The sequence below is a fragment of the Vibrio sp. RE86 genome (assembly GCF_013114545.1).
GTDB lineage: Bacteria > Pseudomonadota > Gammaproteobacteria > Enterobacterales > Vibrionaceae > Vibrio.
The window spans coordinates 298858-322699 of record NZ_VTXI01000002.1 but is presented as its reverse complement, the minus strand read 5'-3'; the positions used below and the strand labels follow the sequence as shown (position 1 = coordinate 322699).

22 protein-coding genes are annotated in these 23842 nt (G+C 44.6%); 9 read left to right on the top strand and 13 right to left on the bottom strand.

What is annotated here, in order from left to right; all coding sequences use genetic code 11:
- The first annotated feature begins 34 nt into the window (after positions 1–34).
- The 4 genes from F0231_RS03670 (at position 35) to F0231_RS03655 (ending at position 2441) form a co-directional block, all read left to right on the top strand.
- Complete coding sequence (locus F0231_RS03670) at positions 35–244, top strand: hypothetical protein (protein ID WP_171758349.1); 210 nt, start codon at positions 35–37, stop codon at positions 242–244.
- 22 nt (positions 245–266) lie between these two features.
- On the top strand, positions 267–1436 hold the full coding sequence (locus F0231_RS03665) for a carboxylesterase (RefSeq protein WP_171758427.1): 1170 nt from the start codon (positions 267–269) through the stop codon (positions 1434–1436).
- Positions 1437–1574: 138 nt separating this feature from the next.
- Positions 1575–2060: an acyl-CoA thioesterase gene (locus tag F0231_RS03660; RefSeq protein ID WP_171758348.1), complete on the top strand. Its 486-nt coding sequence runs from the start codon at positions 1575–1577 to the stop codon at positions 2058–2060.
- Positions 2061–2195: 135 nt separating this feature from the next.
- On the top strand, positions 2196–2441 hold the full coding sequence (locus F0231_RS03655) for a hypothetical protein (RefSeq protein ID WP_171758426.1): 246 nt from the start codon (positions 2196–2198) through the stop codon (positions 2439–2441).
- Positions 2442–2805: 364 nt separating this feature from the next.
- Here the strand turns inward: F0231_RS03655 and malG are convergent, their stop codons facing one another.
- The 3 genes from malG to malE form a co-directional block, all read right to left on the bottom strand.
- Positions 2806–3696, bottom strand: coding sequence for a maltose ABC transporter permease MalG (gene malG / locus F0231_RS03650; protein ID WP_171758347.1), 891 nt, complete (start codon positions 3694–3696; stop codon positions 2806–2808).
- Between the two features lie 12 nt (positions 3697–3708).
- Complete coding sequence (malF, locus tag F0231_RS03645; RefSeq protein WP_171758346.1) at positions 3709–5283, bottom strand: maltose ABC transporter permease MalF; 1575 nt, start codon at positions 5281–5283, stop codon at positions 3709–3711.
- 75 nt (positions 5284–5358) lie between these two features.
- Positions 5359–6540 carry a maltose/maltodextrin ABC transporter substrate-binding protein MalE gene (gene malE / locus F0231_RS03640; protein ID WP_171758345.1) on the bottom strand — a complete coding sequence of 394 codons (1182 nt, stop codon included), beginning with the start codon at positions 6538–6540 and terminating at the stop codon, positions 5359–5361.
- Between the two features lie 655 nt (positions 6541–7195).
- On the opposite strand from malE, the gene malK reads away from it, so the two are divergent.
- Together malK and F0231_RS21220 are read left to right on the top strand one after the other, a co-directional pair.
- Positions 7196–8308, top strand: a complete 1113-nt coding sequence (malK, locus tag F0231_RS03635; RefSeq protein ID WP_171758344.1) for a maltose/maltodextrin ABC transporter ATP-binding protein MalK — start codon at positions 7196–7198, stop codon at positions 8306–8308.
- Between the two features lie 136 nt (positions 8309–8444).
- On the top strand, positions 8445–9731 hold the full coding sequence (locus tag F0231_RS21220; RefSeq protein WP_171758343.1) for a GGDEF domain-containing protein: 1287 nt from the start codon (positions 8445–8447) through the stop codon (positions 9729–9731).
- Positions 9732–9799: 68 nt separating this feature from the next.
- Here the strand turns inward: F0231_RS21220 and F0231_RS03625 are convergent, their stop codons facing one another.
- Positions 9800–10618 carry a phosphate ABC transporter substrate-binding protein gene (locus F0231_RS03625; RefSeq protein ID WP_171758342.1) on the bottom strand — a complete coding sequence of 273 codons (819 nt, stop codon included), beginning with the start codon at positions 10616–10618 and terminating at the stop codon, positions 9800–9802.
- A gap of 482 nt (positions 10619–11100) precedes the next feature.
- On the opposite strand from F0231_RS03625, the gene F0231_RS03620 reads away from it, so the two are divergent.
- Together F0231_RS03620 and F0231_RS03615 are read left to right on the top strand one after the other, a co-directional pair.
- Complete coding sequence (locus F0231_RS03620) at positions 11101–11454, top strand: DUF3024 domain-containing protein (RefSeq protein WP_171758341.1); 354 nt, start codon at positions 11101–11103, stop codon at positions 11452–11454.
- Positions 11455–11609: 155 nt separating this feature from the next.
- Positions 11610–12479, top strand: coding sequence for a LysR family transcriptional regulator (locus F0231_RS03615; protein WP_171758340.1), 870 nt, complete (start codon positions 11610–11612; stop codon positions 12477–12479).
- Between the two features lie 50 nt (positions 12480–12529).
- Here F0231_RS03615 and ilvA read toward each other — a convergent pair whose 3' ends face one another.
- The 9 genes from ilvA to rnb form a co-directional block, all read right to left on the bottom strand.
- Entirely contained in the window at positions 12530–14020 is a 1491-nt protein-coding gene (gene ilvA / locus F0231_RS03610) for a threonine ammonia-lyase, biosynthetic (RefSeq protein WP_171758339.1), read from the bottom strand.
- An 8-nt stretch (positions 14021–14028) separates the two neighbouring features.
- Positions 14029–15150 (bottom strand): hypothetical protein, encoded by a 1122-nt coding sequence (locus F0231_RS03605; RefSeq protein WP_171758338.1) that lies wholly within the window; start codon positions 15148–15150, stop codon positions 14029–14031.
- Between the two features lie 7 nt (positions 15151–15157).
- Positions 15158–15403, bottom strand: coding sequence for a 2Fe-2S iron-sulfur cluster binding domain-containing protein (locus tag F0231_RS03600; RefSeq protein ID WP_171758337.1), 246 nt, complete (start codon positions 15401–15403; stop codon positions 15158–15160).
- Positions 15396–16286, bottom strand: a complete 891-nt coding sequence (locus F0231_RS03595) for a DMT family transporter (protein ID WP_171758336.1) — start codon at positions 16284–16286, stop codon at positions 15396–15398. Before F0231_RS03595 ends, F0231_RS03600 begins: the two co-directional genes overlap by 8 nt.
- Positions 16283–16993, bottom strand: coding sequence for a 2OG-Fe dioxygenase family protein (locus F0231_RS03590; RefSeq protein WP_171758335.1), 711 nt, complete (start codon positions 16991–16993; stop codon positions 16283–16285). The genes F0231_RS03595 and F0231_RS03590 overlap by 4 nt, the downstream gene beginning before the upstream one ends.
- A 172-nt stretch (positions 16994–17165) precedes the next feature.
- Positions 17166–17489 carry an AzlD domain-containing protein gene (locus F0231_RS03585; protein ID WP_171758334.1) on the bottom strand — a complete coding sequence of 108 codons (324 nt, stop codon included), beginning with the start codon at positions 17487–17489 and terminating at the stop codon, positions 17166–17168.
- The gene (locus F0231_RS03580; RefSeq protein WP_253825713.1) at positions 17479–18213 is read right to left on the bottom strand and encodes an AzlC family ABC transporter permease; all 735 of its coding nucleotides are present in this window, start codon (positions 18211–18213) and stop codon (positions 17479–17481) included. The genes F0231_RS03585 and F0231_RS03580 overlap by 11 nt, the downstream gene beginning before the upstream one ends.
- Positions 18214–18266: 53 nt before the next feature.
- Complete coding sequence (locus F0231_RS03575; protein ID WP_171758333.1) at positions 18267–19103, bottom strand: AraC family transcriptional regulator; 837 nt, start codon at positions 19101–19103, stop codon at positions 18267–18269.
- A gap of 243 nt (positions 19104–19346) precedes the next feature.
- Positions 19347–21350, bottom strand: coding sequence for an exoribonuclease II (gene rnb, locus F0231_RS03570; RefSeq protein WP_171758332.1), 2004 nt, complete (start codon positions 21348–21350; stop codon positions 19347–19349).
- A gap of 479 nt (positions 21351–21829) precedes the next feature.
- On the opposite strand from rnb, the gene F0231_RS03565 reads away from it, so the two are divergent.
- Entirely contained in the window at positions 21830–23806 is a 1977-nt protein-coding gene (locus tag F0231_RS03565) for a DEAD/DEAH box helicase (protein ID WP_171758331.1), read from the top strand.
- The last annotated feature ends 36 nt before the right edge of the window (positions 23807–23842 follow it).

The window sequence follows — 23842 nt, the reverse complement described above, 5'->3', positions numbered from 1 at the left end:
GTTAATCTGAATACGCAATTGAGAGGTATTAATTATGAATAGAGTCATTTCTGGTATTTTCGCCCTATTTATTGGGGTGTTTACCCTACTATTTAGTCTGGTAATCGCGATTCCACTAACCATCGCTGCCATCATCACAGGCAAAAAAATTGAAAAGTCACTAAAGATGAATCGATCTCCTTTTGTGAACGAAAACAACTCACGCTCAGTATTAGAGGGAGAGTATGAAGACGTATCAAAATAGAAAGGAAAAAATAGAGCATATGATGCGTAAGAAATCTGCGTTTGCATTTTACATCGCTGCAGCGGCTACAACCATTATTGTAGGCTGTTCAAGTCAGCCTACCGATCCTGCATTTGAGAAAGCAGAGTCACTACCAAATTATTCTCAGCCCAGTTTTCATCAGTATGTTTCTGACACGAAAACTTGGTTGAACGAAAACCGACACTTCGTCTCTTCCGATGCTAAGTCAGAAATTGAATCCGTATTGCCGAGAGAGTACCAACCCACTAAACCAAACGGCCAAGGTGTATTACTTGTTCATGGGTTAGGTGACTCTCCTTACTCGTTTGTCGACGTCGCGACGCACCTTGCTGAGCAAGGCTATTTAGTCAGAACCGTGTTGCTTCCTGGACATGGCAGTAAAGTGGGCGACTTGCAACTCCCAACGCTGCAAGACTGGCAAGGTGTGGTTCATCACCATATTGAACTACTAAAACAGGAGACCGACTCAGTGTGGCTTGGAGGCTACTCTACTGGCGCAAACCTCGTTACGTCTGAAGCACTCAGTGATGATTCAATTAACGGATTGCTTCTGTTTTCGCCTGCACTTCAGCCCAACTCAAGCGCCGTCCAATTTGCAGAGATCGCAAGTCACTTTATCACTTGGGCGGATCAAGACCCAGAAGATAACCCACTTCGCTACAACTCATTACCGATGAGCGCTGCGGCAGTGTATTACCAAACATCAGCCGTTGTTCAAGAGCAGCTTATCAACGCACAATACAACAAGCCTGTATTTATGCTGATGAGTGAAGGCGATAAAGTAATCAGCACTCAATATGCGATAGATACATTTAGCGAGAAAATGCCAAATACCCATAACCACATTGTGTGGCAAGGTGAACATGACTTAAATGATCCGCGCTCAACTCGATTTACGATGAAATTGCCAGAGCAACGTATTTCAAATGGTTCGCATATGGGCTTGCTGTTTTCTCCAACCAATCCAAACTACGGTATCAACGGAAGTAACCTAATCTGTAACAATGGTCAAACCGAATCAGATGGTAATAAATGCGCTTCAGGAGAAGATATTTGGTACTCATCTTATGGTTATACGGAATTAGGAAAAACTCACGCAAGGCTGACCTACAACCCCTACTTTGAGCAAAGTATGCAGATTATGGATCAAGTTATGACGCCAAAGAGTTAGCACTACCCTACTTCCCCGTAAGAGAGCCGCTTTTGACTTGCGGCTCTTTCTATTTCTCACCTAAGCTCAAATAGTCATTGCAGTTTATTTACTGGTTTGTTATCAAAGAGTAAATCAATAAAAACAAAGGATTGACTAATGAGTACTGGTCAACGCAACACTACACTACGTTTTCTTGCTGAGCCGAGCGATGTGAATTTTGGCGGAAAGGTCCACGGCGGTGCCGTGATGAAATGGATCGATTTAGCCGCTTATGCCAATGCAGCCGCATGGAGTGGTAAATACTGCATTACGGCCTACGCAGGCGGAATTCGCTTCGTTGCACCGATTCATGTTGGTAACCTGGTTGAAGTGAGCGCCAAGGTAATCTACACAGGTCGCAGCTCTATGCACATTGCTATTGACGTGCAAGCCAGTGACCCTAAAGAACTTAAGAACCGCCTAACGACACACTGCATCGTCATTATGGTTGCCGTGGATGAGAACGGCAAACCAACAGAGGTTCCGGAATGGGTTCCACAAACTGAAGAAGATATTGAACTTCGTGATTCGGCGATTCGATTGATGAACATGCGCAAACAGATCGGCGAAGAGATGGAAGCGCACGTTAAGTACCTCAAGTAGTGATCATCATGCAGAAATAGAGGTTTCGCACCTCTATTTCTGTCAACTCTCTGTAATTCCATTCTTCTGTCATTTTTCTTTCATGTTCGTTTGCTTAAATCCGCTAGCAGTAAAAATACGATGAAGGAATATTACTTGGGTATCAGTGCTACTACGCTTAGCGAATCTACACTGTCGAACTTAAAAGCCGTTGAGTACCAATGGGTAAGGACAATGTATGTAGAAGGATATGGGGATGAGGAGATCAACCACTATATTCGTACTTGCTTTGGCGGGGATGATGTATTCGCTGACCTGTTTCGTCGAGTCGCTCTGTCTCAAGAAAGTATTTACGTCCTTTTGCGCCACCTTGGCTGCGCCCCTTCAAATCGAGAGCTTTGAACAGCACACAATGTGCTAACAGCCGCAACTCTGTGTAATTTGGAGCACAATTTCAGTCGCTAACCTCGCTTCAGTCGCAACGCCTATTCAAGGCAATACACTCCACTGTCTTAATTCTTATAATTGCAACTAACGAAGTCGCTCTGTTAAGAGCATTCGTCAGAACAACAGGCACAAAAAAACCCGGGACAAACCGGGTCAATGGTTACAAAAACTGTTAGTAGTGAAATAGTAAGGAATCTAGCTAACAGCCAGCTATGCGTAACGCCAGTTCTGCCCTCTACTTAACTGATCGGCGGCCAAACCAAAAGTGTTAAGCAGAGAAACAAAATGGGCGACCTCGCGGTCGCCCTTATCGTTCTTATTAACCTTTCACACCACCAGCCGTCAATCCTCCGACTAACCAGCGCTGTGCAAGCAAGAATACGATGGTAATTGGTAGTGCAGACAATACTGCTGCTGCCGCAAAATCACCCCATAGATAGTTCTGTGGGTATAGATACTGCTGCATACCAACCGCTAATGTATATGAGTTTACATCAGAAAGTAGTAAAGATGCTACTGGAACTTCACCAACCACACTGATGAACGACAAAATAAACACTACCGCTAGAATTGGCACAGACAGTGGAAGCAGTACTAATCTGAATGCTTGCCATGGTGTTGCACCGTCAAGTGCAGCCGCTTCTTCTAGTGAGTTATCAATCGTTTCGAAGTAGCCTTTGATCGTCCATACATGAAGCGCGATACCACCTAGGTAAGAGAAAATCAGACCACCGTGAGTATTCAAGCCTAAGAATGGGATGTACTGACCAAGCTTATCAAACAACGCATAAAGTGCTACAAGCGCCAGAACCGCTGGGAACATCTGGAAGATCATCATCGCTTTAAGAATCGTGTTCTTACCTTTAAAGCGCATACGCGCAAATGCGTAGGCCGATGTTGTCGATAGCGCCACAATCAGAATCGATGAAATACCCGCAACCTTCACCGAGTTCCACAGCCATGTTAGTACAGGGAATGGAGGCGGTGTCACCGAGCCATCTGCATTGGTAACCGAGAAGCCAAGAGCTAGTTTCCAGTGCTCTAACGATGGGTTATCAGGGATGATACTACCCGTCGCAAAGTTACCTTCACGGAATGAGATAGCAATAATCATCAGCAACGGGAAGATGATCGACGCTAAGAAGATCCACATCGCAATATGCGTTGCCCACACTCGGTATTTAAGTGATTTACCTTGAACGATTGCCATTGGAAACTCTCCTTAATCCTGAGACAACTTAGTGAAACGTAGGTTAATTAACGCTAGCGCACCAACCAATAGGAAAATAAGCGTCGCGATTGCACTTGCTAGACCAAAGTCTTGACCACCTGCACCCTCAAACGCGATTCGGTAGGTGTAGCTTACTAGTAGGTCTGTGTAACCTGCTGGTTCAGACGTACCAATCATGTTTGGACCACCTTGAGTCAAAAGCTGAATCAGTACGAAGTTATTAAAGTTAAATGCAAAAGCAGCAATAAGTAGCGGTGTTAGCGGCTTAATCATCAACGGCATAGTGATCTTACGGAAGTTATCAATGAAGTTTGCTCCATCGATAGCAGACGCTTCGTAAAGGTCCTCAGGAATCGCTTTCAATAGACCCATACATAGAATCATCATGTACGGGAAGCCAAGCCACACGTTAACGATCAATACCATGGCTTTTGCCATAATCGGCTCAGAGAACCAAGCAGGGCTAATACCAAACAACCCTTCCAGCACCATATTGATCTCACCAAAGCTCTGGTTGAACAGACCTTTAAAGATCAAGATTGAGATAAACGCAGGTACCGCATAAGGAAGAATCAGAAGCACTCGGTAAATAGCACGACCTTTTAACTCTTCCCACTGAACAACAGCCGCTAGCACTAAGCCAATCACTACAGTCAAACCAACCGTCACTGCAGAGAAGACAATCGTCCAAACAAAGATGCTCATGAATGGCTCTTTGATACCTTCATCTTTCCATACACGTTCGAAGTTATGTGTACCAATATCAACAATAAAGCCAGGAGAAACTGTAGAACCAACAAACTGCCCGTTTTCGTCAATCGGTTGGTAGAAACCAACATCCATATTTGGCTTGAGCATCTCATTAGTGCGGTTGTTGTATAGAGACTCACCATCGTCTTGTATGGTGTAAAGCGGTACAACAGCAGCAAATTTACGTAGGCCGCTCATACGAATGTCATCACCAGACGGCAAATGCAGGTCTAATGCGCCTAGTGCTGCCTTGTTCTTGATGATGGTTTTGATTTTTTCTTTGTCACCAGACACCGACTCTACAAGGGTTAAGTCCATATCTGAAGCAGAAAGCGAAGCCAAGTCAAACGACTCAGTTGCAAACAGCTCATCCCCTTTCTTGACCGCAATACGGTGACCATCTTCAGTCTTGTAAAGCGTGAATGGGTAGCTGTCACCACTTTGATACGTGCGATCCATCAATACTGACTGAGCACGCTCAAAGGAGAGTTGGTTTTTCGCACTGTAGTTTGTGAAGGCAAGACCAACGGTATACGCAAGCGGGAAAAGGATGAAAAGAATCATGCCTGCAATACCTGGGTAGATATAACGGTGTGCGTAAGTCTTTTTACTACCGAAAATATACAACGCCAGTGCGGTTAAAATTAGGGTAAGTAGGGCGAAGGCCAACTCACCACGAGAATACATTAGAATTGTCGCATAGCCATTAACGAGACCGACAGAGCCAAGTAGCCCCCACTTAATGAATACGCTTTTACTTGATGGCAAGCTCGCTGATGGAGATGTCATAGCATCTGTACCTTGAACTGACTGCATAAAAGAACCTGCTAACGATGATAGTACTTAGAAACGAAGGAGGGATTGCTCCCTCCTTAAAAAGTGAGAAATGTCTTATTTTGTCATCTGTTTTTCAGCGTCAGCTAGTGCAGCATCCACTGTTTGGCGACCGTCAACAATGTTGATGATTGCGTTTTTCGCGCTACCCCAGAAAGCGTTCATCTGTGGGATGTTTGGCATGATTTCGCCGTTCATTGCGTTGTCCATTGTCGCAGCAATGCGCTTATCAGAATCTAGCTCACGTTGGAATGAGTTAAGTGCAACCGCGCCAAGTGGCTTATCGTCGTTCACTTTACGTAGACCATCGTTAGTCAGTAGGTAGTTCTCGATGAATTCAACTGCAAGGTCTTTGTTTGGTGACGCAGTGCTGATACCAGCAGTCAGTACGCCAACGAAAGGTTTAGACGATTGACCGTTGAATTTAGGCAGTGTTGTTACACCGTAGTTGATGCCTGATTTCTCAATGTTACCCCAAGCCCATGGGCCATTGATTGTCATTGCCGCTGTACCTTGGTTGAACGCAGACTCAGAGACTGAGTAGTCCATATCTGAAGAGATAACGCCTTTATCAACAAGACCTTTCACAAAGTTCATCGCATCTTTAACGCCATCATTTGCGATACCTGCGTCTTTCACGTCATAACCAGCTGCGCCGTATTTGAATGCGTAGCCGCCGTCAGCAGCCATAAGAGGCCATGTGAAGTACGGTTCTTTTAGGTTCCACATGATTGCAGATTTGCCATCCGCTTTCAGCTTAGCGTCGATCGCAGCAACTTCTTCCCAAGTTTTTGGTGGAGTCGGTACAAGATCTTTGTTGTAGATAAGAGACAGTGATTCAACCGCGATTGGGTAACCAATTGTCTTACCGTCATATTTTACTGCGTCCCATGCAAAATCAACGATGCCATCTTGGATCTCTTGAGATGGATTGATTTCAGCCAGTAGACCAGCTTCAGCGTAACCACCAAAACGGTCGTGCGCCCAGAACACAATATCAGGGCCATCGCCTGTCGCAGCTGTTTGAGGGAACTTGTCTTGAAGTGCATCAGGGTGAGCAACCGTTACCTTGATACCTGTGTCTTCTTCGAACTGTTTACCTACTTCTGCTAATCCGTTGTAGCCTTTATCACCATTAATCCAGATCGTTAGTTGACCTTCTTCGATAGCAGCGTTTGCACCAAATGAGCCAAGAGCAACAAGTGTTCCGAGCGCGACAGTGCTTAGGGCGTTTTTCATGTTGATATCCTTTTTATATTTGTGTTGTAGGGGTCGACCAGTGGTTTCACCTTATTTCAGCGTTTATTCTCTGCCAAACTGAGTGTAGGCTCATCCTCCTACTCCCTACGCCCTCGCTATTATGGACTATTTTCGTGATCCCTATCTTGAGACATTGGAGACCAACATCACAAAACGCTCCCTTTATGTGACCAATTTCACTCACTATATCGAAAAATATTTGAACTCGATCTCTCTCCCCCTTCTACTCCTCCTTTCTGCTCCTCCCTGACTACTCCCCCTCTAATTATTTGTATTGGGAGGATGAACAGAGCCGCTAAGCAACGCAGAATACAACCATCCAATGAGTGGATGGTAAGAACCCTTTTCCAGTAACACATACCAAGGTGACTGGTTACAATGCCGCAAAGGTTTGCTTAGAGTGTTCAAGCACGTAGGTATTCAGGAGACTGATTCTTCCGGGGGAGAAGCTTGAATAACACGGGGGAAGCAAATCTGTATTTGGCTTGATGGGTGTTGAAATAGTTCTTCACCCTTCTTTTCTTATCGTCTGATAGAATTCACACTCAGACCCAATTCCTACTGTTATTGCCGACGATATAATTCATATAATGAAAGGCAGTAAAAAGATAAACATCGATCGAGGACGAGCTAGATGGCGAGTGTCACGTTAAAAAATGTATGTAAAGCATACGGCGACGTACTAATTTCAAAGAATGTTGATTTAGATATCCAGGAAGGCGAGTTTGTTGTCTTCGTTGGCCCATCAGGTTGCGGTAAGTCAACACTTTTACGTTGTATCGCAGGTCTAGAAGACATCACTTCTGGTGACCTTTACATCGGCAATGAACGCATGAACGATGTTGAGCCTTCTAAGCGTGGCGTTGGTATGGTGTTCCAGTCTTACGCACTGTACCCTCACCTGAACCTATACGATAACATGTCATTTGGTCTTAAATTGGCGAAAGCTGATAAAGGCGAGATCGACCGTCGCGTTGAACACGCCGCTGAAATCCTTCAACTTAGCCATCTTCTAGAACGTCAACCTAAAGCACTGTCAGGCGGTCAACGTCAGCGTGTTGCGATTGGCCGTACACTGGTCTCTCAACCTAACGTATTCCTCCTTGATGAGCCGCTATCAAACCTTGATGCCGCGCTTCGCGTTCAAATGCGTTCTGAAATCACCAAACTGCAGCGCAAACTCGGCTGTACAATGATTTACGTAACGCACGACCAAGTTGAAGCGATGACGATGGCCGATAAGATCGTTGTTCTTGATGCGGGTTTCGTTTCTCAAGTGGGTAAACCATTAGAGCTTTATCACTACCCTCAGAACCGCTTTGTTGCTGGCTTTATCGGCTCACCGAAAATGAACTTCATGAGCGTATTCATTGAAGCGGTAGAAAAAGAGCGCGTGATGGTTCAACTGGCGAACGGAACCACTTTCTGGATTCCTGTAGATGGCACAACTGTGACAGCAGGTGAACGTATGTCACTAGGTGTTCGTCCAGAGCACTTGCTGCCAGCGAACGAAGGCGATGCAACCATCGAAGGCGAAGTGAACATCGTTGAAAAACTAGGTAATGAAACGCAAGCTTACCTACACATCGACGCTGCTGATGCGGATATGATTTACCGCCAACCAGATACGCTAGATGTAGAACCTGGTGATAAGCTGTCAGTCGGCATTCCTGCGCACCGTTGTCACCTATTCCACAGCGATGGCAAAGCATGCCGCCGTTTATACCAAGAAGCGGGCGTTGAATAAACCAATACACAAACTAAAGAGCAGGAGCACAGTTTCCTGCTTTTTTATATTAAAAATTTGTAAACAAAAGGTATTGTAAACTAAATACAGAACATGGTACCGTTACTAGTATATACAACCTTTTCTTATCATCGTCGTGAAATCCGAAAATCAACTCAAAAACCTTTCGATTCTATTAATCGCTCTAACGTTGATGACGCTTGTTGCTTCTGGCTATTACCACTTAGGATTTAATCGCACCTTAGACCCACTCAAAAGCGACGACTTTTCACTGCGAGTCAATACAGACCAAGACCACGGCGGGCTTACAAGAGGTACATTAACCAAGTTAGACTCGGGAGCCTTGCTTTTAAATTGTGATATTTCACTCTCATATAAACATCCATTTTGTGAAATTAGCTTTGATTATCATCCTGTTGAATCCGAGGGCACTCACCTCGATCTCTCTGTCTATAACGAAGTCGCATTTGACGTAAGGTACTCTGGAGATAGCCTACCAAGAGCTCGTTTTATCATTCGTAACTTCGATAATCAGTACAGCAAAGAGGGTGATTTACAGTCGGATAAATTCAATATTTTTGAGTTCGATACCAGTGTTCATGGTGTAACCTCTCCGCTTTCTCTTGATTACCTCTATGTGCCCAAATGGTGGTTCGACTATTACAATCATCCTGTCACCCACACTGCTGTTGATATCAGTGACTCAGTGTCCATCGAGATTGGTACTGAAGAATTAGTATCAGAAGGTACAAGCACTTTTGAGATTCACTCAATTGAATTTCGTGGCAAATGGTTACCTTTGGCTGAGTACCAGCGCATCATCATAGCGGTTTGGATCCTAACGCTATTTGGCTATTTGATTTTCTATCTCATCGCAACTCAAAAGATGTTGAGAGTAGAAAAAGCAAAGATTAACCAACTGCAAAGCCATTTAACTACGCTGCAAAAAGAAGTTTCACTTGATCCACTTACGGGTCTTCGGAATCGTCGCGGGCTTGATGAACTATTCGAAGCAGTGGGTATGTTGGCGAAGCATAACCAGCATGTTTCGATCGCCGTTCTTGATATTGATCACTTCAAGAAAATTAATGATACCTATGGTCACTCGGTCGGAGATGACGTACTGCGTCAATTCAGCCAAACACTGATCAACAGCACTGGCGATAAAGACATTCTGATTCGCTGGGGGGGAGAGGAGTTTGTCGTGATTAATGTTGGGCGGACACTACCAGAAAATGAATCGTTCTTTAACAGTATTCTGACTAACTTAAAGCTTGTCGCATGGCCAAGAGGCATCAACTTAACAGCGTCTGTTGGAATTACCGCGCTGGGTGATGAGCCGATTGAAGTCGCAATTGAGCGCGCAGACAAGCAACTGTATATCGCGAAAGCGACTGGTAGAGATAAAGTCGTTGCTCATTAGTCGATGCTTGAAGAGCTTTTGATACAGAAAAGCCACCATTGCGGTGGCTTTCTTTTATGAGGGTTTGCTTATTTCGCTAGCGGTGTATAACCATATTCACTGATGAGTGATTTCGCTTCTTTAGTTTTTAAGTAATTGATAAAGGTTTGTGTCTCTTCTTCGACCTTCTCTTTCTTGTATAGAATCAAGAACGGACGTGAGAGCTCATAATCGCCACTAGCAATGGTTTTATTGCTTGCGGTGACCCCTTCAAACTGAATCGCTTTAATAGAGCTATCCACCGAGCCTGTAGAGATAAAACCAATCGCTTGTTTATTATGATTCACGATGGTTTTTACCATGCTGTTGCTGTTTACAACTAGGTTGTCTGGATTAATGTCAGAGACAAGACGGCCATTAATAATGCGCGTAAGACCCATTAGGCTTTCAAAACTGTAACGAGAACCAGAGGAAGCTTCACGAGTAACAACCGCTATCTTTTGATCGGCACCACCTAACTGTTTCCAGTTCGTAATCTTACCTTTGTATACATCGAAAAGCTGTTCGCGAGTAATGTTCTCAAGGCTATTGGTCTTATTCACCACAACCGCTAAGCCATCAAATGCAATCGGAGTAACACTGAGTGAATCATCTTGTTCGCTCTCTGTTAAATAGCGAGAGCTCATACCAATATCCGCCACCCCATTGTTTACTAGCGTGATACCCGCTGTAGAACCTATCCCTTGCACTGCAATGTACGTATCTGAGTGTGTGCTATTAAACTGTTCTGCTAGTACATCCATTACACGTGCAACCGATGTAGAACCCGAAACATTTACTTCTTCCGCAAATACGGGCGCCGCCAACAGCGAAGACGACAATAGTGCCGCTAGAGCAACACGAACCATAATTCTCTCCTATTCGAGTTTAGTTTTATTAACAGAATACGGCCGTTATGGTATTGCGATTAGATGACATTTTTGTGAACACAAGGTAGACAGTTTAAGGTTGAGCGAAACTCTAGATGCGAGGAAAAAAACCGGAGTCAGAAACACGAGACTCCGGTGAAAGGATTGATGTACATCAGGAGGGTATATGTACATTCGGGAGCCACACTACGAGTAACGCCCCTACGTTAAACGTTTCACAATCCCACAGCGAGAAGCTGATATATCTATATTAGCGTCAACTGAAACAGTTGGGATTGGCATTGAGATTTTATCGAAGAATAAAATGCTAAAACACCAAAACAAACTTTTCGTTATCTAAATACCAAGGTTGGCGGAGAGGCAACATCATCAAGTCTTCATTTTGTGAAATAGCCATACAGACAACCTATGTGGTTACACCTACTATTCTTATAGCAAAGTGAACCGTCAGAGAGATTCCAATGGGTTTAGTGAGTTTGTTACAGCGTCAAGTCGAAAGCAGAGCGCAGCTAATATGTAAGCAGCGTAATCAAAGCACACCTGCCGAATTAGGGAAAGCCAGTTATGAACCCCTGCCAGATGGTGTTGTGTTTATCAAACAGCACTTTCTGCTCGACTCTAGCCATTGCGACTATATGAACCCTATCGCCAAGGTATTGTGGAGCCATGATACCAATCAATGGCAACTGTTTTTGCCACATGAATCAGACTCAGACAGGTGGCTACCTTACCCATTCCTTGCCCAAAGCAGCGACCTCACCGCAATTATGAGAGAGGTCGACAAAGACCCTAAATCGATGTTTTGGACTGATTAGAGACGCTTGGTTCGAGTCACTTCACGAATATCTTATTTCCAATTGTCTTTTCTAACTCTATGTGAAACATAGTAATATTCAACCAAACGCAGTATGGAATAATCACACTCAGCTTTAGGAACTAGCTAACGTTAGTGTGACTTCAATGGATGGACATGAAAAGAACATTTCTAAACAGTAAAAAGGTCACCTTAGAGCAGCTTCGCTGCTTCGCCTCGGTCTATGAGAACGAAAACATCACCAAAGCAGCTGCAGAGTTATGCAAGACTCAATCTGCTGTCACGCTCTCTTTAAAAAAGCTTGAAGACCAACTCGACTGCGCCCTGTTCAAACGCAGCACGGGTAAGCTACTCGTTAAGACTGAACGAGCTCACGACATCTATCAAAATGCGGTCAAACTATTAGAGGGCGTTGAATCACTGTTATTGCCCCCAGCTAAGACCCTTAGATTTGGTATCCCAGATGATTTAGGTCATAAAGAGATCCTCGCCCTACGTGAAATCACTCAGAGGCACTTTCCCAACTACCTTATCTCTTTTGTGGTCGACAAAAATGAAAATCACAACAAGCATTTTACCGGTGGCACGATCGATCTCTTTTTCCAAAAACGTTTACATACCAATTTAGAGCACGAAGATACCGACTCCTATTATCTCTACAGTACCCAACTGATCTGGGTCAGCCACACAAACAATATAAACGACCTCGCTTCCCGACTACCGCTGGTGGTATTTCAGGAGGGATGTATACCGAGGATCAGTCTAGAGCACAGCCTTCAACTTATGGCAGTGCCTTATCACATCGCATTTCAATCTTTCAATTGGCAGCAAAACATTGAAGCGATTAAGAGTGGATTAGGTATCGGAGTCATTTTGGATAAGATGCTTGATGACGAGCTGTACGTTTTGGGAAAAGAGCATGGCTTGCCAGATTTACTCAGTATTGATGTTCACCTAAAGATGGCTGACGGGTTTAAGAAACGAGAATTCATTGCCGAATTAACCTCGTTTTTCCAATCTTCCTGAGAAAAAGCGACTAGGCTCTAACAGGCCTAGTCGCTTCCATGATTGGGTAGCTACAGAGTCGTCACTTCGTCAACGTGACAAGAAAGCGAGTGCAGAGATCGTTGATCAAGGCACTGACCATTACCGAGAACCCCCAACAATAAACTGCATGAGCTTGAGCCGTCATTCCTATAGTTAAGCGCTGTTATCGAGCTCCCTTCAAACAAGGTATTTAACACCGACAGTAAAGTACCTCGCTTTTCAGGAAACTTTAGATTGTAGAAAGTCTCTTGCTCCAGTGGGTAACGCTTTCCTGACATCGCCATCATAAAGCGGTAATGCGACTTATCTATCGATTGTTCTGCAATGTCAGATACGCGATAGCCTGCCTTCGAGAGTTGCGATAATTTACTCAAGTTCAAATCAATATCATGAGAGAAATAGCTGATTAATAGGTGCGCCTTGCTGTACTTATCAATTCGGTACTGCAGTTCGCTAATGTTCACATCTTCAAGTAGAGTCAATAACTTCGTTAGTTCACCCTGTTTTTCAGGTAGTTCAACAGAGATCAGTTTCTCGGTCATCAGCCCCAAGTTGCATCGCTGAGCAACATACTCTAACTTCTCAAAGCTAATATTACTTCCAGACAAGATAGCGCCGATTTTCTTCCCTTGTAGATTGTGCTGATCCATATACTTTTTAGCCCCTGCAAGGCCAACCGCCCCACTCGCTTCAGGGATTGCGCGCGTATCTCGATGAACCAATTGGATTGCAGAGCAGACTTCATCTTTGCTCACAGTAACGTAATCATCGATAAGTGACTGACAAATGTTGAACGTCACCTCTCCCATCTGCTGAACAGCCACCCCGTCAGAAAAGCCGCATACTCGATCCAATTTAACCACTTTCCCAGCAGTCAATGACGCTCCCAAGCTTTGAGCTCCCTCGGGTTCAACGGCAATGACTTTCGTTTGGGGGCTGAGTTCATTGATAGCCAGCGCCATACCAGCTGCCAAACCACCCCCACCGACTTGAACAAAAACGTAGTCCAAGTCTTGCACCTGTTCGACAAGTTCGACCCCGACAGTGCCTTGCCCCAATATCACTTCCATATCATCAAAAGGGTGAATAAATTCAATGCGCTTGGTCTCTGCGAGATGCTTAGCATACTGATTGGATTCATCAAACGTATTACCATGCAAAATGACGTTAGCACCAAATTTACGTACACCATCCACTTTGATTTTTGGGGTGGTCTCTGGCATTACAATGGTGGCGGCTATGTTGAGTTCAGAGCATACCTTAGCAACCCCTTGAGCATGATTCCCCGCCGAAGCCGCCACCACTCCCAAGCTTTGTGATTGGGGCGAAAGTGACGTAATTTTCTGAAAAGCGCCTCTGATCTTAAAAGAGTTGACCGTATTATGGTCTTCTCGCTTTAAGAAAATATCGTTGTGTAACTCTCGGGATAAACACTCCATTTTTTGAGTCGCTGTAGGCGTGATGTAGTCCAGCACGGGTGAAGTCTGTAACCGATGAGCAATGGTTGTTTGTGTGTGCATAATCATTCCTAGTATCCCGACGCATAACGATAGTTTGATTGAGTAGAAAGTTGGTCAAACACATGATTTAAAGCAGTGTGCAGGCCCCAAATATCAATGTACTCAGGTTCGTTATCTCGCAGTTCTCCCAACGCATGGTTTCTAAGCTCTGCGGCATTGAGCCAGTTGGTCACGATCGGGTGTCTGTGATGGAAATCATGTTGCGGTAGGTCTCCAACCAAAATAAACAGACGAACAGGTAAGTGATAGAAAATGTTCAGGAAATACCACATAGGAACATTGCTCAATTTCGTCGGGTAAGGCAGCCCACAAAAGCGCCCCCAAGAAATATCAGCATAGAAATACGGTGTATTTCGGATTTCCTCTGAATTTCCGTACCATAGGTGCTCGCTACAGATTTCGACAAATGCACTTATCTGATAGCCGACAACTAAGGCGGCCACAAACATCACAGCCCCCAAGACACTACCGTGTAGATAAAACAGCGTGCTTATACCCATTAACGTAGCCAACACAACCGAGGTTCTGATCGGGTTAGAAAACGATAAGTTATGACCTAACCTTTTCGCTAAAAATCCCAGATGAAACTTAGGTGAAAGTAAACACGTTAGAAAACCTAATACGACATCTTGTTTGGTCTGTTTCTCATCCAGGCCACTTTTTTTCATGAACATGATGATTGGGTCTTCAGCCGTTGCGAATGTCTCCGGAGAGTGATGTGAACCACAATGATCGTCCTGATAACTTTTATAGCCCTGACTTATGGTCAGTATTGAACACACCTCGCCAATCATTTTGTCGACGAACTCTACGCCAGACAGACGATTGTGCACCGCTTGATGAAGGATGACGGCCGTCATACGACGTGACAATGCCAGTACCACTAGACTCGCGATCCCTTGATAAACCAATGAGTCGACATAAATTAACGTGCCTACTGCGGCGATATACGCCCCAATAATACCAAAGGTATAAGTCCACCAAGTCAGTAAGGTATTGGCACTATGAGTCGAGTGCGCTTTACCTGTTAGCCAAGTCGATAATCGATTGGGAATAAGACTGTTATCGTATGAGTCTCGAATCAATTGAGATTGTTTGGTGTTGCCAATGACGTTGTGAGTAAAATCCATTTTTTGCCTACTGTTCAATTGTGATGTTTGATTTAGGGTATGTTTGGCAAGCAAGCGTAATTTTTGTTGGGCTATCTATTTCACCTGTGATTACTTTGACGGCGCATTGCCCACAAACACCAGAACCACAGTTATGTCTTATTGTTGTTTTATTTTCGATGACGGAGTGCAATATTGTTTTTTTAGTCGACCCCTTAATTTTTTGGCCTCGAAATTGGATGGTTACCTCTTCACCAAATAGCCATTTAAGCATTCTTTAGCCTCCTGCGTGAGAATAGGTTTAGGTTGTAAGCAACGATAGAACCCAACATGATTGTTGTGCCAAGCATTGCCTGAAATGAAAGTGTTAAGTCGTAAACAATCACATCAATCATGAGCGCGACAATTGGGTATACAAATGAGATCACCGCTAGACTCGCAACCGATGTTTTCTCATAAGCGCCATAGAGGAATATGTACATAATTCCCGTATGAACGAGTCCCAAAATGACAAGGTTCATGTTCCTTTCTGGATAGTTCCAGTAAGCGTCCACATCAATGAAAAAGGAAAAGACTACGGCGCCAACAATGAGGTGAGTCACTGCAATAAACTCAGGCGCTAGATTGGTGACTTTCTTGGTATAGATGGTCGAAAGAGCATATAAAATCGCCGCCGATAATGAATGGAGAACCCCCGTCACATTCACAGAGCTACCCGCCTGAGGCTCAGACATAACCATAATCGTTAAGCCAGAAAAAGCGATAAGCATTAAAAACACATGTTCTCTTTGAATCGACTCGTTCAATACAACTGCACCTAAAATCAACAAAAAGAACGGCTGCGTATTATAGATCACCGTTGTTAATCCAATTGAGATAGACTGATAAGCATTGAACAAAAAAAGCCAGTTAAAGACTAAAGTGACTCCCCCTATAAGTAGCAATATTAGCGTGCGTGAATCGAGTTGTTTTCTCTCTGGAAGCTTATTAAAAAAGTACGCGTAAGTTCCTAATGCTAGTGCTCCCAGAACACAGCGGACAAAAACGATATTTTCTGCCGCTTGTTTCGATTCCAGAGCAAAGTAACCAATCGTCCCTGATAGAACCATGGCAATAAACATATAGGTTTTGCCTACACTCTCTGATGAGTATTTCATGCGTAACCTCCTTGGCGAGAAGGGTCTTCTAAATTCACTAACATGACGTCACGTCTTGCCACGCCAGATTTTGAGCCAACTGGGGTTACGGCATGTTTTAGACTTGGGTCGACAATAAGGCAGTCCATGAATTCGGTTAGCCTGATCACCTTGGTCGGCAAGTCATCCATACCTGCAATCACATTGTCCGCGCCAAGTGCATTATCTGTTAAGTTGACAAGGTGAATAAAAACAATAGGTTCATCATCTTTATGAAGCCAAACAGGAGAGCTGTACGAGGCTTCGCCTTTATTTGCTTGGTAGCGAATGAAATGAATACTGAGCTGCGCTTTAGGTACATCATTGCGCTCACAATATTGGCGGATAAGCGGTTCATGCTTCGCAAAGAGGGCTTTAAAGATAGGCAGAGCTAACAGCTGGCTGTCGATGGTATTAAACGTTCGAGCGCTACCACCATTCAAGTTGTTAGCGTCCGCTGATTGAAAATAGGACTGTACTTGAGCTTTGCTTAAATCACGAGACATATAGTCATATTCAAGCTTTAACATTCCTCGAATTCGAACGTTCGAGTAAGGGTCTAAGGCAATGTTGTCATCAAAAAACTCTCTGAAGCCAACAACGTCATCCAGTGTTAGATTGATGTCCGATAGCAGTTCTTGTCCTTCGATAAACTTACATCCATCGACATAAGGGTATTCTTCTCGCATGGTCGTTCCTTGGTTAAAAGCGATACGAGAAGATTACCCATTAATTTTTATCTCGAAAAATTGAATAAACTCATTACTCATCAATTAATTTTATAGGTAGGTCTAGGCACTTAACAAAGGGGGAAACAGAATACAAAAAAAGCCCCAGCATGATACTCGGGCCTTGAAATATTTAGATTAACCACTGGAGCAATAAGAATGAGCTCATACCGATAACCACAACCGCTAACGTATTTTTGATCTTCAGGCTGGCTATCACCGTCAGTATGCCCGCATATAGAAACGGGCTGGTGATAAAACTCTCCTCAATTGTCTCATGACCGAAAAATACAATGGGCACCCACATTGCGGTTAATACCGAAGGGGCTGTGTATTTGAGTAAAGCTTGCACTTTGGGCCCTAGCGTAATGGGTAACGAATTCATGAAAAATAGATAACGACAACTGAATGTAATTGCGGCCATCAATAGAATAAGCAGTTCGAGATTAAGCGTCATGATTGTCTCCTTTTTGACCTAGAACATACCCTGTCACCATTCCGACTATCGTCGCTGCAATGAGTGAATACTCAAAATTTAGTGTTTCGAGCACAACGACAGTTAAACCACTGGCGACGACGGATGCGAACATTGGTTTATCCTTGATAGAAGGGATGACGATGGCGATAAACGTCGCTGCGATAGCAAACTCCAAACCCAGCGCTTCTAGGTCATGGATGCTTTGTCCAGCCGCAATACCTGCTAGTGTCGATAGGTTCCACATCACATAAAACGTTACCCCAGAAGAGACCGCATATAGGTAATTAAATGTTCTGTGCTTAGCAATATAATCGTTGGTTATAGCAAACATCTCATCGGTTAAGAAAAATGCAAATATCGCGCGCTTGTGCCAAGGAAGATTTTTTACTTGACCATGAAACACCGCAGAATAGAGAAGGTGCCTAGAGCCAATAACGAAAGTAGATGAGAGTATTGGCAGGCTTGGGCTACCTGCGCCAATCAATGAAATAGCGGCGAGTTGCGCAGCACCTGCAAAAACAAACAGCGATAACGCCTGAGCTTGAAACGGGGTAAGACCAACTTGTATTGCTAAAGAGCCACAAAGTACACCCCATGGAATAACCGCAGCACATAGTGGGAAAATGTCTATCGCCGCTCTCGTCGCGGTTGAAAGAGCCTCTTGTCGCCCTTTGGGGTTTAATACCATCGAATTTGAATCCATAACTTATCTCGGTGTAAACATCTTAGATAAGTTACGTTAGTTGGAATAGCTATTTAGCTCTTGTACAAAGTTGCTTGTGTCTGGAAATGTTTAGGCGTTGTTCCGAGTGCTTTCTTAAAATGGCGCGTGAAATGGCTTTGATCATGAAAGCCACAATCGCTCGCCACATCCGCAATGGCAACGCCAGCTTTGAGTAAGCCCTTAGACTTTTGCAACCGAGCTTGGATTTGATAAGCATGGGGCGAAATGCCAAACTCCTGACCGAACTGGCGAACAAAATGGTACTTGGTGTACCCCGTAAGGCCCGCCAAGCTATCTAAGGAGATATCGACCTCTGGGTATTCATCAAGAAACTCTTTAGCTTGAAGCAGCCGTTTTCGGTAACCATCTACATCACTTGGCGGCTCAAGTGTTTTGCCGTATTTACTCGCGATAGAGAATAAGGTCGAGCAAAGCAACGTCTCTACCATCAGTTTGGATGCACCGATTTCGATTTGATCATGGATAAGCCTTAGTTGATTGGCCAACTGCTCATCTTCAATGACCGAACTTTTAAAATATGGAACAAGCGAGTGGTTACCGAGAAAGTCTTGGGAGATCAGGTCAAAGTGCTCAACCGTGGGGTAAATAGCTTTGTAACGCCAACCGCCTTCTGTGGCGGTTTCACCGTTATGGACATCATCAGCATTGACCAAAATGATACTGTTTTTACCCGCGACATGATTGGCACCGCTACGAAAGAAGCGTTGTGCCCCCTCTTCAATCACACCAATGGTATAGCTTTCGTGGACATGCTTGGAGAAAGACTGCTTTTTATACTGCGCATTCACTACTTCGATACCATTTAAGGCTTCAGAGGTTCGGTAGTCCGCTTTTTCCTTATTTTCCATCGAGGGTTTCTTCCTTGCAGTCTTGTACAAAATTGCTCTGTTCAGCTCTCTGCGTGAACAATAGCACTGCGAAAAACGTTAACCAAATGTTATTTATAAATCAAATCTATCAATAAAAGCTCCGATGCATTGCAAGGCCATAGAATTCAAAGCAATAAAAAACGCACATTCCAATTTGAAATGTGCGTTTTCAATGTGTTGCTGTAAGCGAAACTAAACGTTTACCAGACTAGTGGCGCCCACTTACTCAGCCGCTTTCTCTACTTCTGCGACTGTTTTAACGTCATCAAAGATTTGAGTTGGTTTCGCGACTAGGTTGCGGTTTTCTTGATTCACTTCCGTCAATACCACTTCAAGTACATCACCCAAACGGTAGGTTACTTCTTTGTCGATAGAGACTGTACCGTTATCTGCGCTGCACTCTAGGCGCTCTTTGTTCGCTAGAATCAGAGAACCAGGGATAAACGCCGCGGCACCGTTTTCAATAAGACGGATACGCATACCCGCGCGGTTAATATCAAAGATCTCACCATTGAACTTGGTTTCTTTTGCTGGCTCTTCTGCAAGCGTGCGAGCGTATAGCCAATCACCAACATTACGCTCAGCAATCTTATGATGTTTACGGTGCAGTGCGAGCTCCTCACCGACCGTTTCATCCGCAGTTTGCACTGGCTCTTTACCCAAGACGTGCGCTTTCAACATACGGTGGTTGATCATATCGCCATATTTACGGATTGGAGATGTCCACGTCGCGTAGATATCAAGGCCCATTGCGTAGTGCGGTAGTGGCTCGTTGCCAATCTCACTGTATGCTTGGAACTTGCGAATACGGTTGTCTAAGTAGCTAGACTCTTGCTGACCCAACCAACGACGAAGTTCAGCAAAACCTTCTAACGTTGCGACTGATTCAGCGGTAAATGGCAATTCACCTTCAGGGTTTACAAAGCCCAGAACGTCTGCAATTTTCTCTGGTTTGAAGCCTAGGTGCGTGTTGAATACACCTGAGTTAAACGTCGATCGAAGTGTACGGCCAGCACAAATGTTTGCCGTGATCATAGCTTCTTCAACCAAACGGTTTGCACTACGACGCATATCAGCGTGAATAGCCACAACATCGTTGTCTTCGCTTAGTTCAAAACGGTAATCTGGGCGGTCTGGGAATACCACAGCATTCTTTTCACGCCAATCAGCACGCGCTAGAGAGAACTCATACAGGTCACGAACAATCTGCGAGATCTCATCAGCTGGCTGCCACTCTTGAGACTCACCATTTTCAATCCAGTCTGATACGTGATCGTAAACAAGGCGAGCGTGAGACTTGATGTTCGCCGAAAAGAACTTGATGTCATCACCGATAACACCGTCTTTAGCAACAGTGACGGTGCAGCAAAGTGCTGGGCGAACTTCGTCTTGCATCAGTGAACACAATTCATCAGCCAAATCACGTGGCAGCATTGGAATATTGCGACCCGGCATGTAGATGGTGAAGCCACGTTGACGAGCGACTTTATCCATTTCACTTTCTGGAGTGATGTAAGCCGTAGGATCCGCGATAGCGATGGTCAGTTCAAAGTCACCAGACTCAGTTTTTTTAGCGTAAAGCGCATCGTCCATATCTTTGGTCGAAGCACCGTCGATCGTCACGAATGGAACGTGCGTCATATCCACACGCTCAAGATCAGCGTCGTCTTTGATTTCCCAATTATCGATGCCCGCAGGTTCACTGTTTGGTAGATCGTTTTGCGCCAGTGTTACCCACCAAGGTGCAATCTTGTCGTCTGCGTCAGTGATCTTCTCAGAGATCTCTACGAAGAAACCATTGTCACCTTTTAGTGGGTGTTGGATAAGATGAGCAACAACCCAATCTCCCTCTTTAAGATCATCACTCTTGATGCCTTTGCGAGTTTTCGCTTTTAAAGAGAGCTTTTTAAGTTGCGGATGATCAGGGGTGACATTGAGTTTGCCCTTAAACAGCTTAACGCGGCCAATAAAACGGTTAACGCCTTGCTCTAGTAACTCTTCTGGTTCAGCTTGCTCACGATCTTTTTCAGTACGAATGATCGCTTTCACTTTGTCGCCGTGCATACATTTTTTCATGTACGGTGGCGGAATAAAGTAGCTTGTCTTGCTATCGACTTCTAAAAAACCAAAGCCTTTTTCCGTTGCTTTGATTGTTCCTTCCTTTTTAGGAAGGTTTTCTTGAATTTGCTGCTTAAGTTGAGCCAGTAGAGGGTTATCTTGAAACATTTATCTTGTATTAACCGAGTAAGTATCTATCCGAAAAATTGCGCACACTATATCACTCAGCCTATGCCCTATCTACCTAATCCCGATGACAATCTACGCTTTAACGAACAATTCAATCAGTTAGCATTTTGAACTCACTGGTGACTATTCATTCGATTTATGTATCAAAATGTCGTTTCTATGAACAAACGCTCTCAAATTTGGAAAAAATTGTGATGAAATTCAATTTTTTCTAGCTTTTTTTGTGCTTTTCAGGAATAATCCGCCCCCTTATATCGGTGCCTCTCACTATATGCTCCACAGATTGCCTCGCAATACCGAGCAAATAGTCAGTGGTATCGATGTGTTTATGTCCCTAGAGGCTTGATGCGATTTACGACTTATCCGCATCTGAACGGATCTCAGCAAATATCTGGATTGGTATTGGAATTGGTAGAGCTCGTGGGACCTTTTATTGACTTATATACAGTAGGATCCCAATGACAGATTCTGTAATTCAGTTTAGCGATCTAGCGCTTAACGACTCTATCCTTTCAGCTCTTGACGGTATGGGTTTTGTTTCACCAACTCCAATTCAGGCAGCGGCAATCCCGCACCTATTGGCTGGTAAAGACGCACTAGGTAAAGCTCAAACTGGTACTGGAAAAACAGCAGCTTTCTCTCTTCCTCTTCTTAACAAGCTAGACCTTGCACAGCGTAAGCCTCAAGCAATCGTTCTTGCACCAACTCGCGAACTAGCGATCCAGGTAGCAGCAGAAGTTAAGAACCTTGGTAAAAACATCTCAGGCCTTAAAGTACTAGAGATCTACGGTGGTGCTTCTATCGTTGATCAAATGCGTGCACTTAAAAACGGTGCTCACATTGTTGTAGGTACTCCTGGCCGTGTTCAAGACCTTATCAACCGTGACCGTCTACACCTAGACGAAGTACACACATTTGTTCTTGATGAAGCTGATGAAATGCTAAACATGGGCTTCGTTGATGACGTAACAGAAATCATGGAGCACGCGCCTTCTTCTGCACAACGTGTACTATTCTCTGCAACTATGCCTCCAATGCTGAAAAACATTGTTGAGCGCTTCCTACGCGATCCAGAAACGATCGACGTTGCAGGTAAGAACCACACTGTAGACAAAGTAGAACAGCAGTTCTGGGTTGTTAAAGGTGTAGAAAAAGACGAAGCAATGTCTCGTCTTCTAGAAACAGAAGAGACTGACGCATCAATCGTATTCGTACGTACTCGTCAAGACACTGAACGTCTAGCGGATTGGCTATGTGCACGTGGCTTCAAAGCGTCTGCACTGCACGGTGACATTCCTCAGTCTCTACGTGAGCGTACTGTTGACCACATCAAACAAGGTGTTATCGACATTCTAGTTGCAACTGACGTTGTAGCACGTGGTCTTGACGTTCCACGTATCACACACGTATTCAACTACGACATCCCATTCGATGTTGAGTCTTACATCCACCGTATCGGCCGTACAGGTCGTGCGGGACGTAAAGGTAAAGCGATCCTTCTAGTTCGCACTAACCAACTACGTATGCTTCGCACTATCGAGCGTGTAACTAAGTCGTCTATGGAAGAGATCCAACTTCCACACCGTGACAAAGTTGCAGAAGCTCGCGTAGCACAACTTGGTGCAGAGCTTGAAGCAGATAAAGAACACAAAGCACTAGAGAAATTCTCTGAGCTAGTTGAAAAACTACAAGAGTCTCTAGAGCTAGACGCAGCGACACTAGCAGCAATCCTGCTTAAGCGCCAGCAAGGTAAGCGCCCACTATTCTACATTGGCGAAGACCCAATGATTGAAGCAATCGAGCGTGATAAGCAACGTCGTAAAGAACGTCGTGAGAACGGCCGTGACGGTGGTGCTCGCCGCGAATTCAACACTCAAGACTGGGATACTTACCAGCTTCAAGTGGGTCGTGAGCAAGGCGTTCAAGTTAAAGACATCGTTGGTGCACTTGCAAACGAACTAGGCCTAACAAAAGGTTCTATCGGTGCAATCAAACTGGCACAAGGCGAAACTTACGTTCAGCTTCCAAAAGCAATGTCTTCTGAAACAGCAGGCAAGCTACAGAAACTACGTATCCGTCAGAAGCAAGTTGATGCCGTAGTCTGTGACTTCACTGATTTCCGTGAACCACGTCGTGACGGTGGTCGTCGTGATGGCGGTCGTGGTCGTCGTGATGGTAACGGTGGTGGTTACCGTGGCAACCGTGAAGGCGGTCGTCGTGATGGTAACGGTGGTGGTTACCGTGGCAACCGTGACGGCAATCGTGATGGTAACGGCGGTGGCTACCGTGGTAACCGTGAAGGCGGTCGTGATGGAAACCGTGAAGGTGGTCGTCGTGATGGCGAGCGTCGCTTCGACCGTAACCGTGGTGGCGATCACCGTGGTAACTACCGTGGCGAACGTGGCCATGGTCGTGGTAACCGCAGCGAAGGTTAATCCTCGAATACAAAAGAAAAAGGGTACGCATTGCGT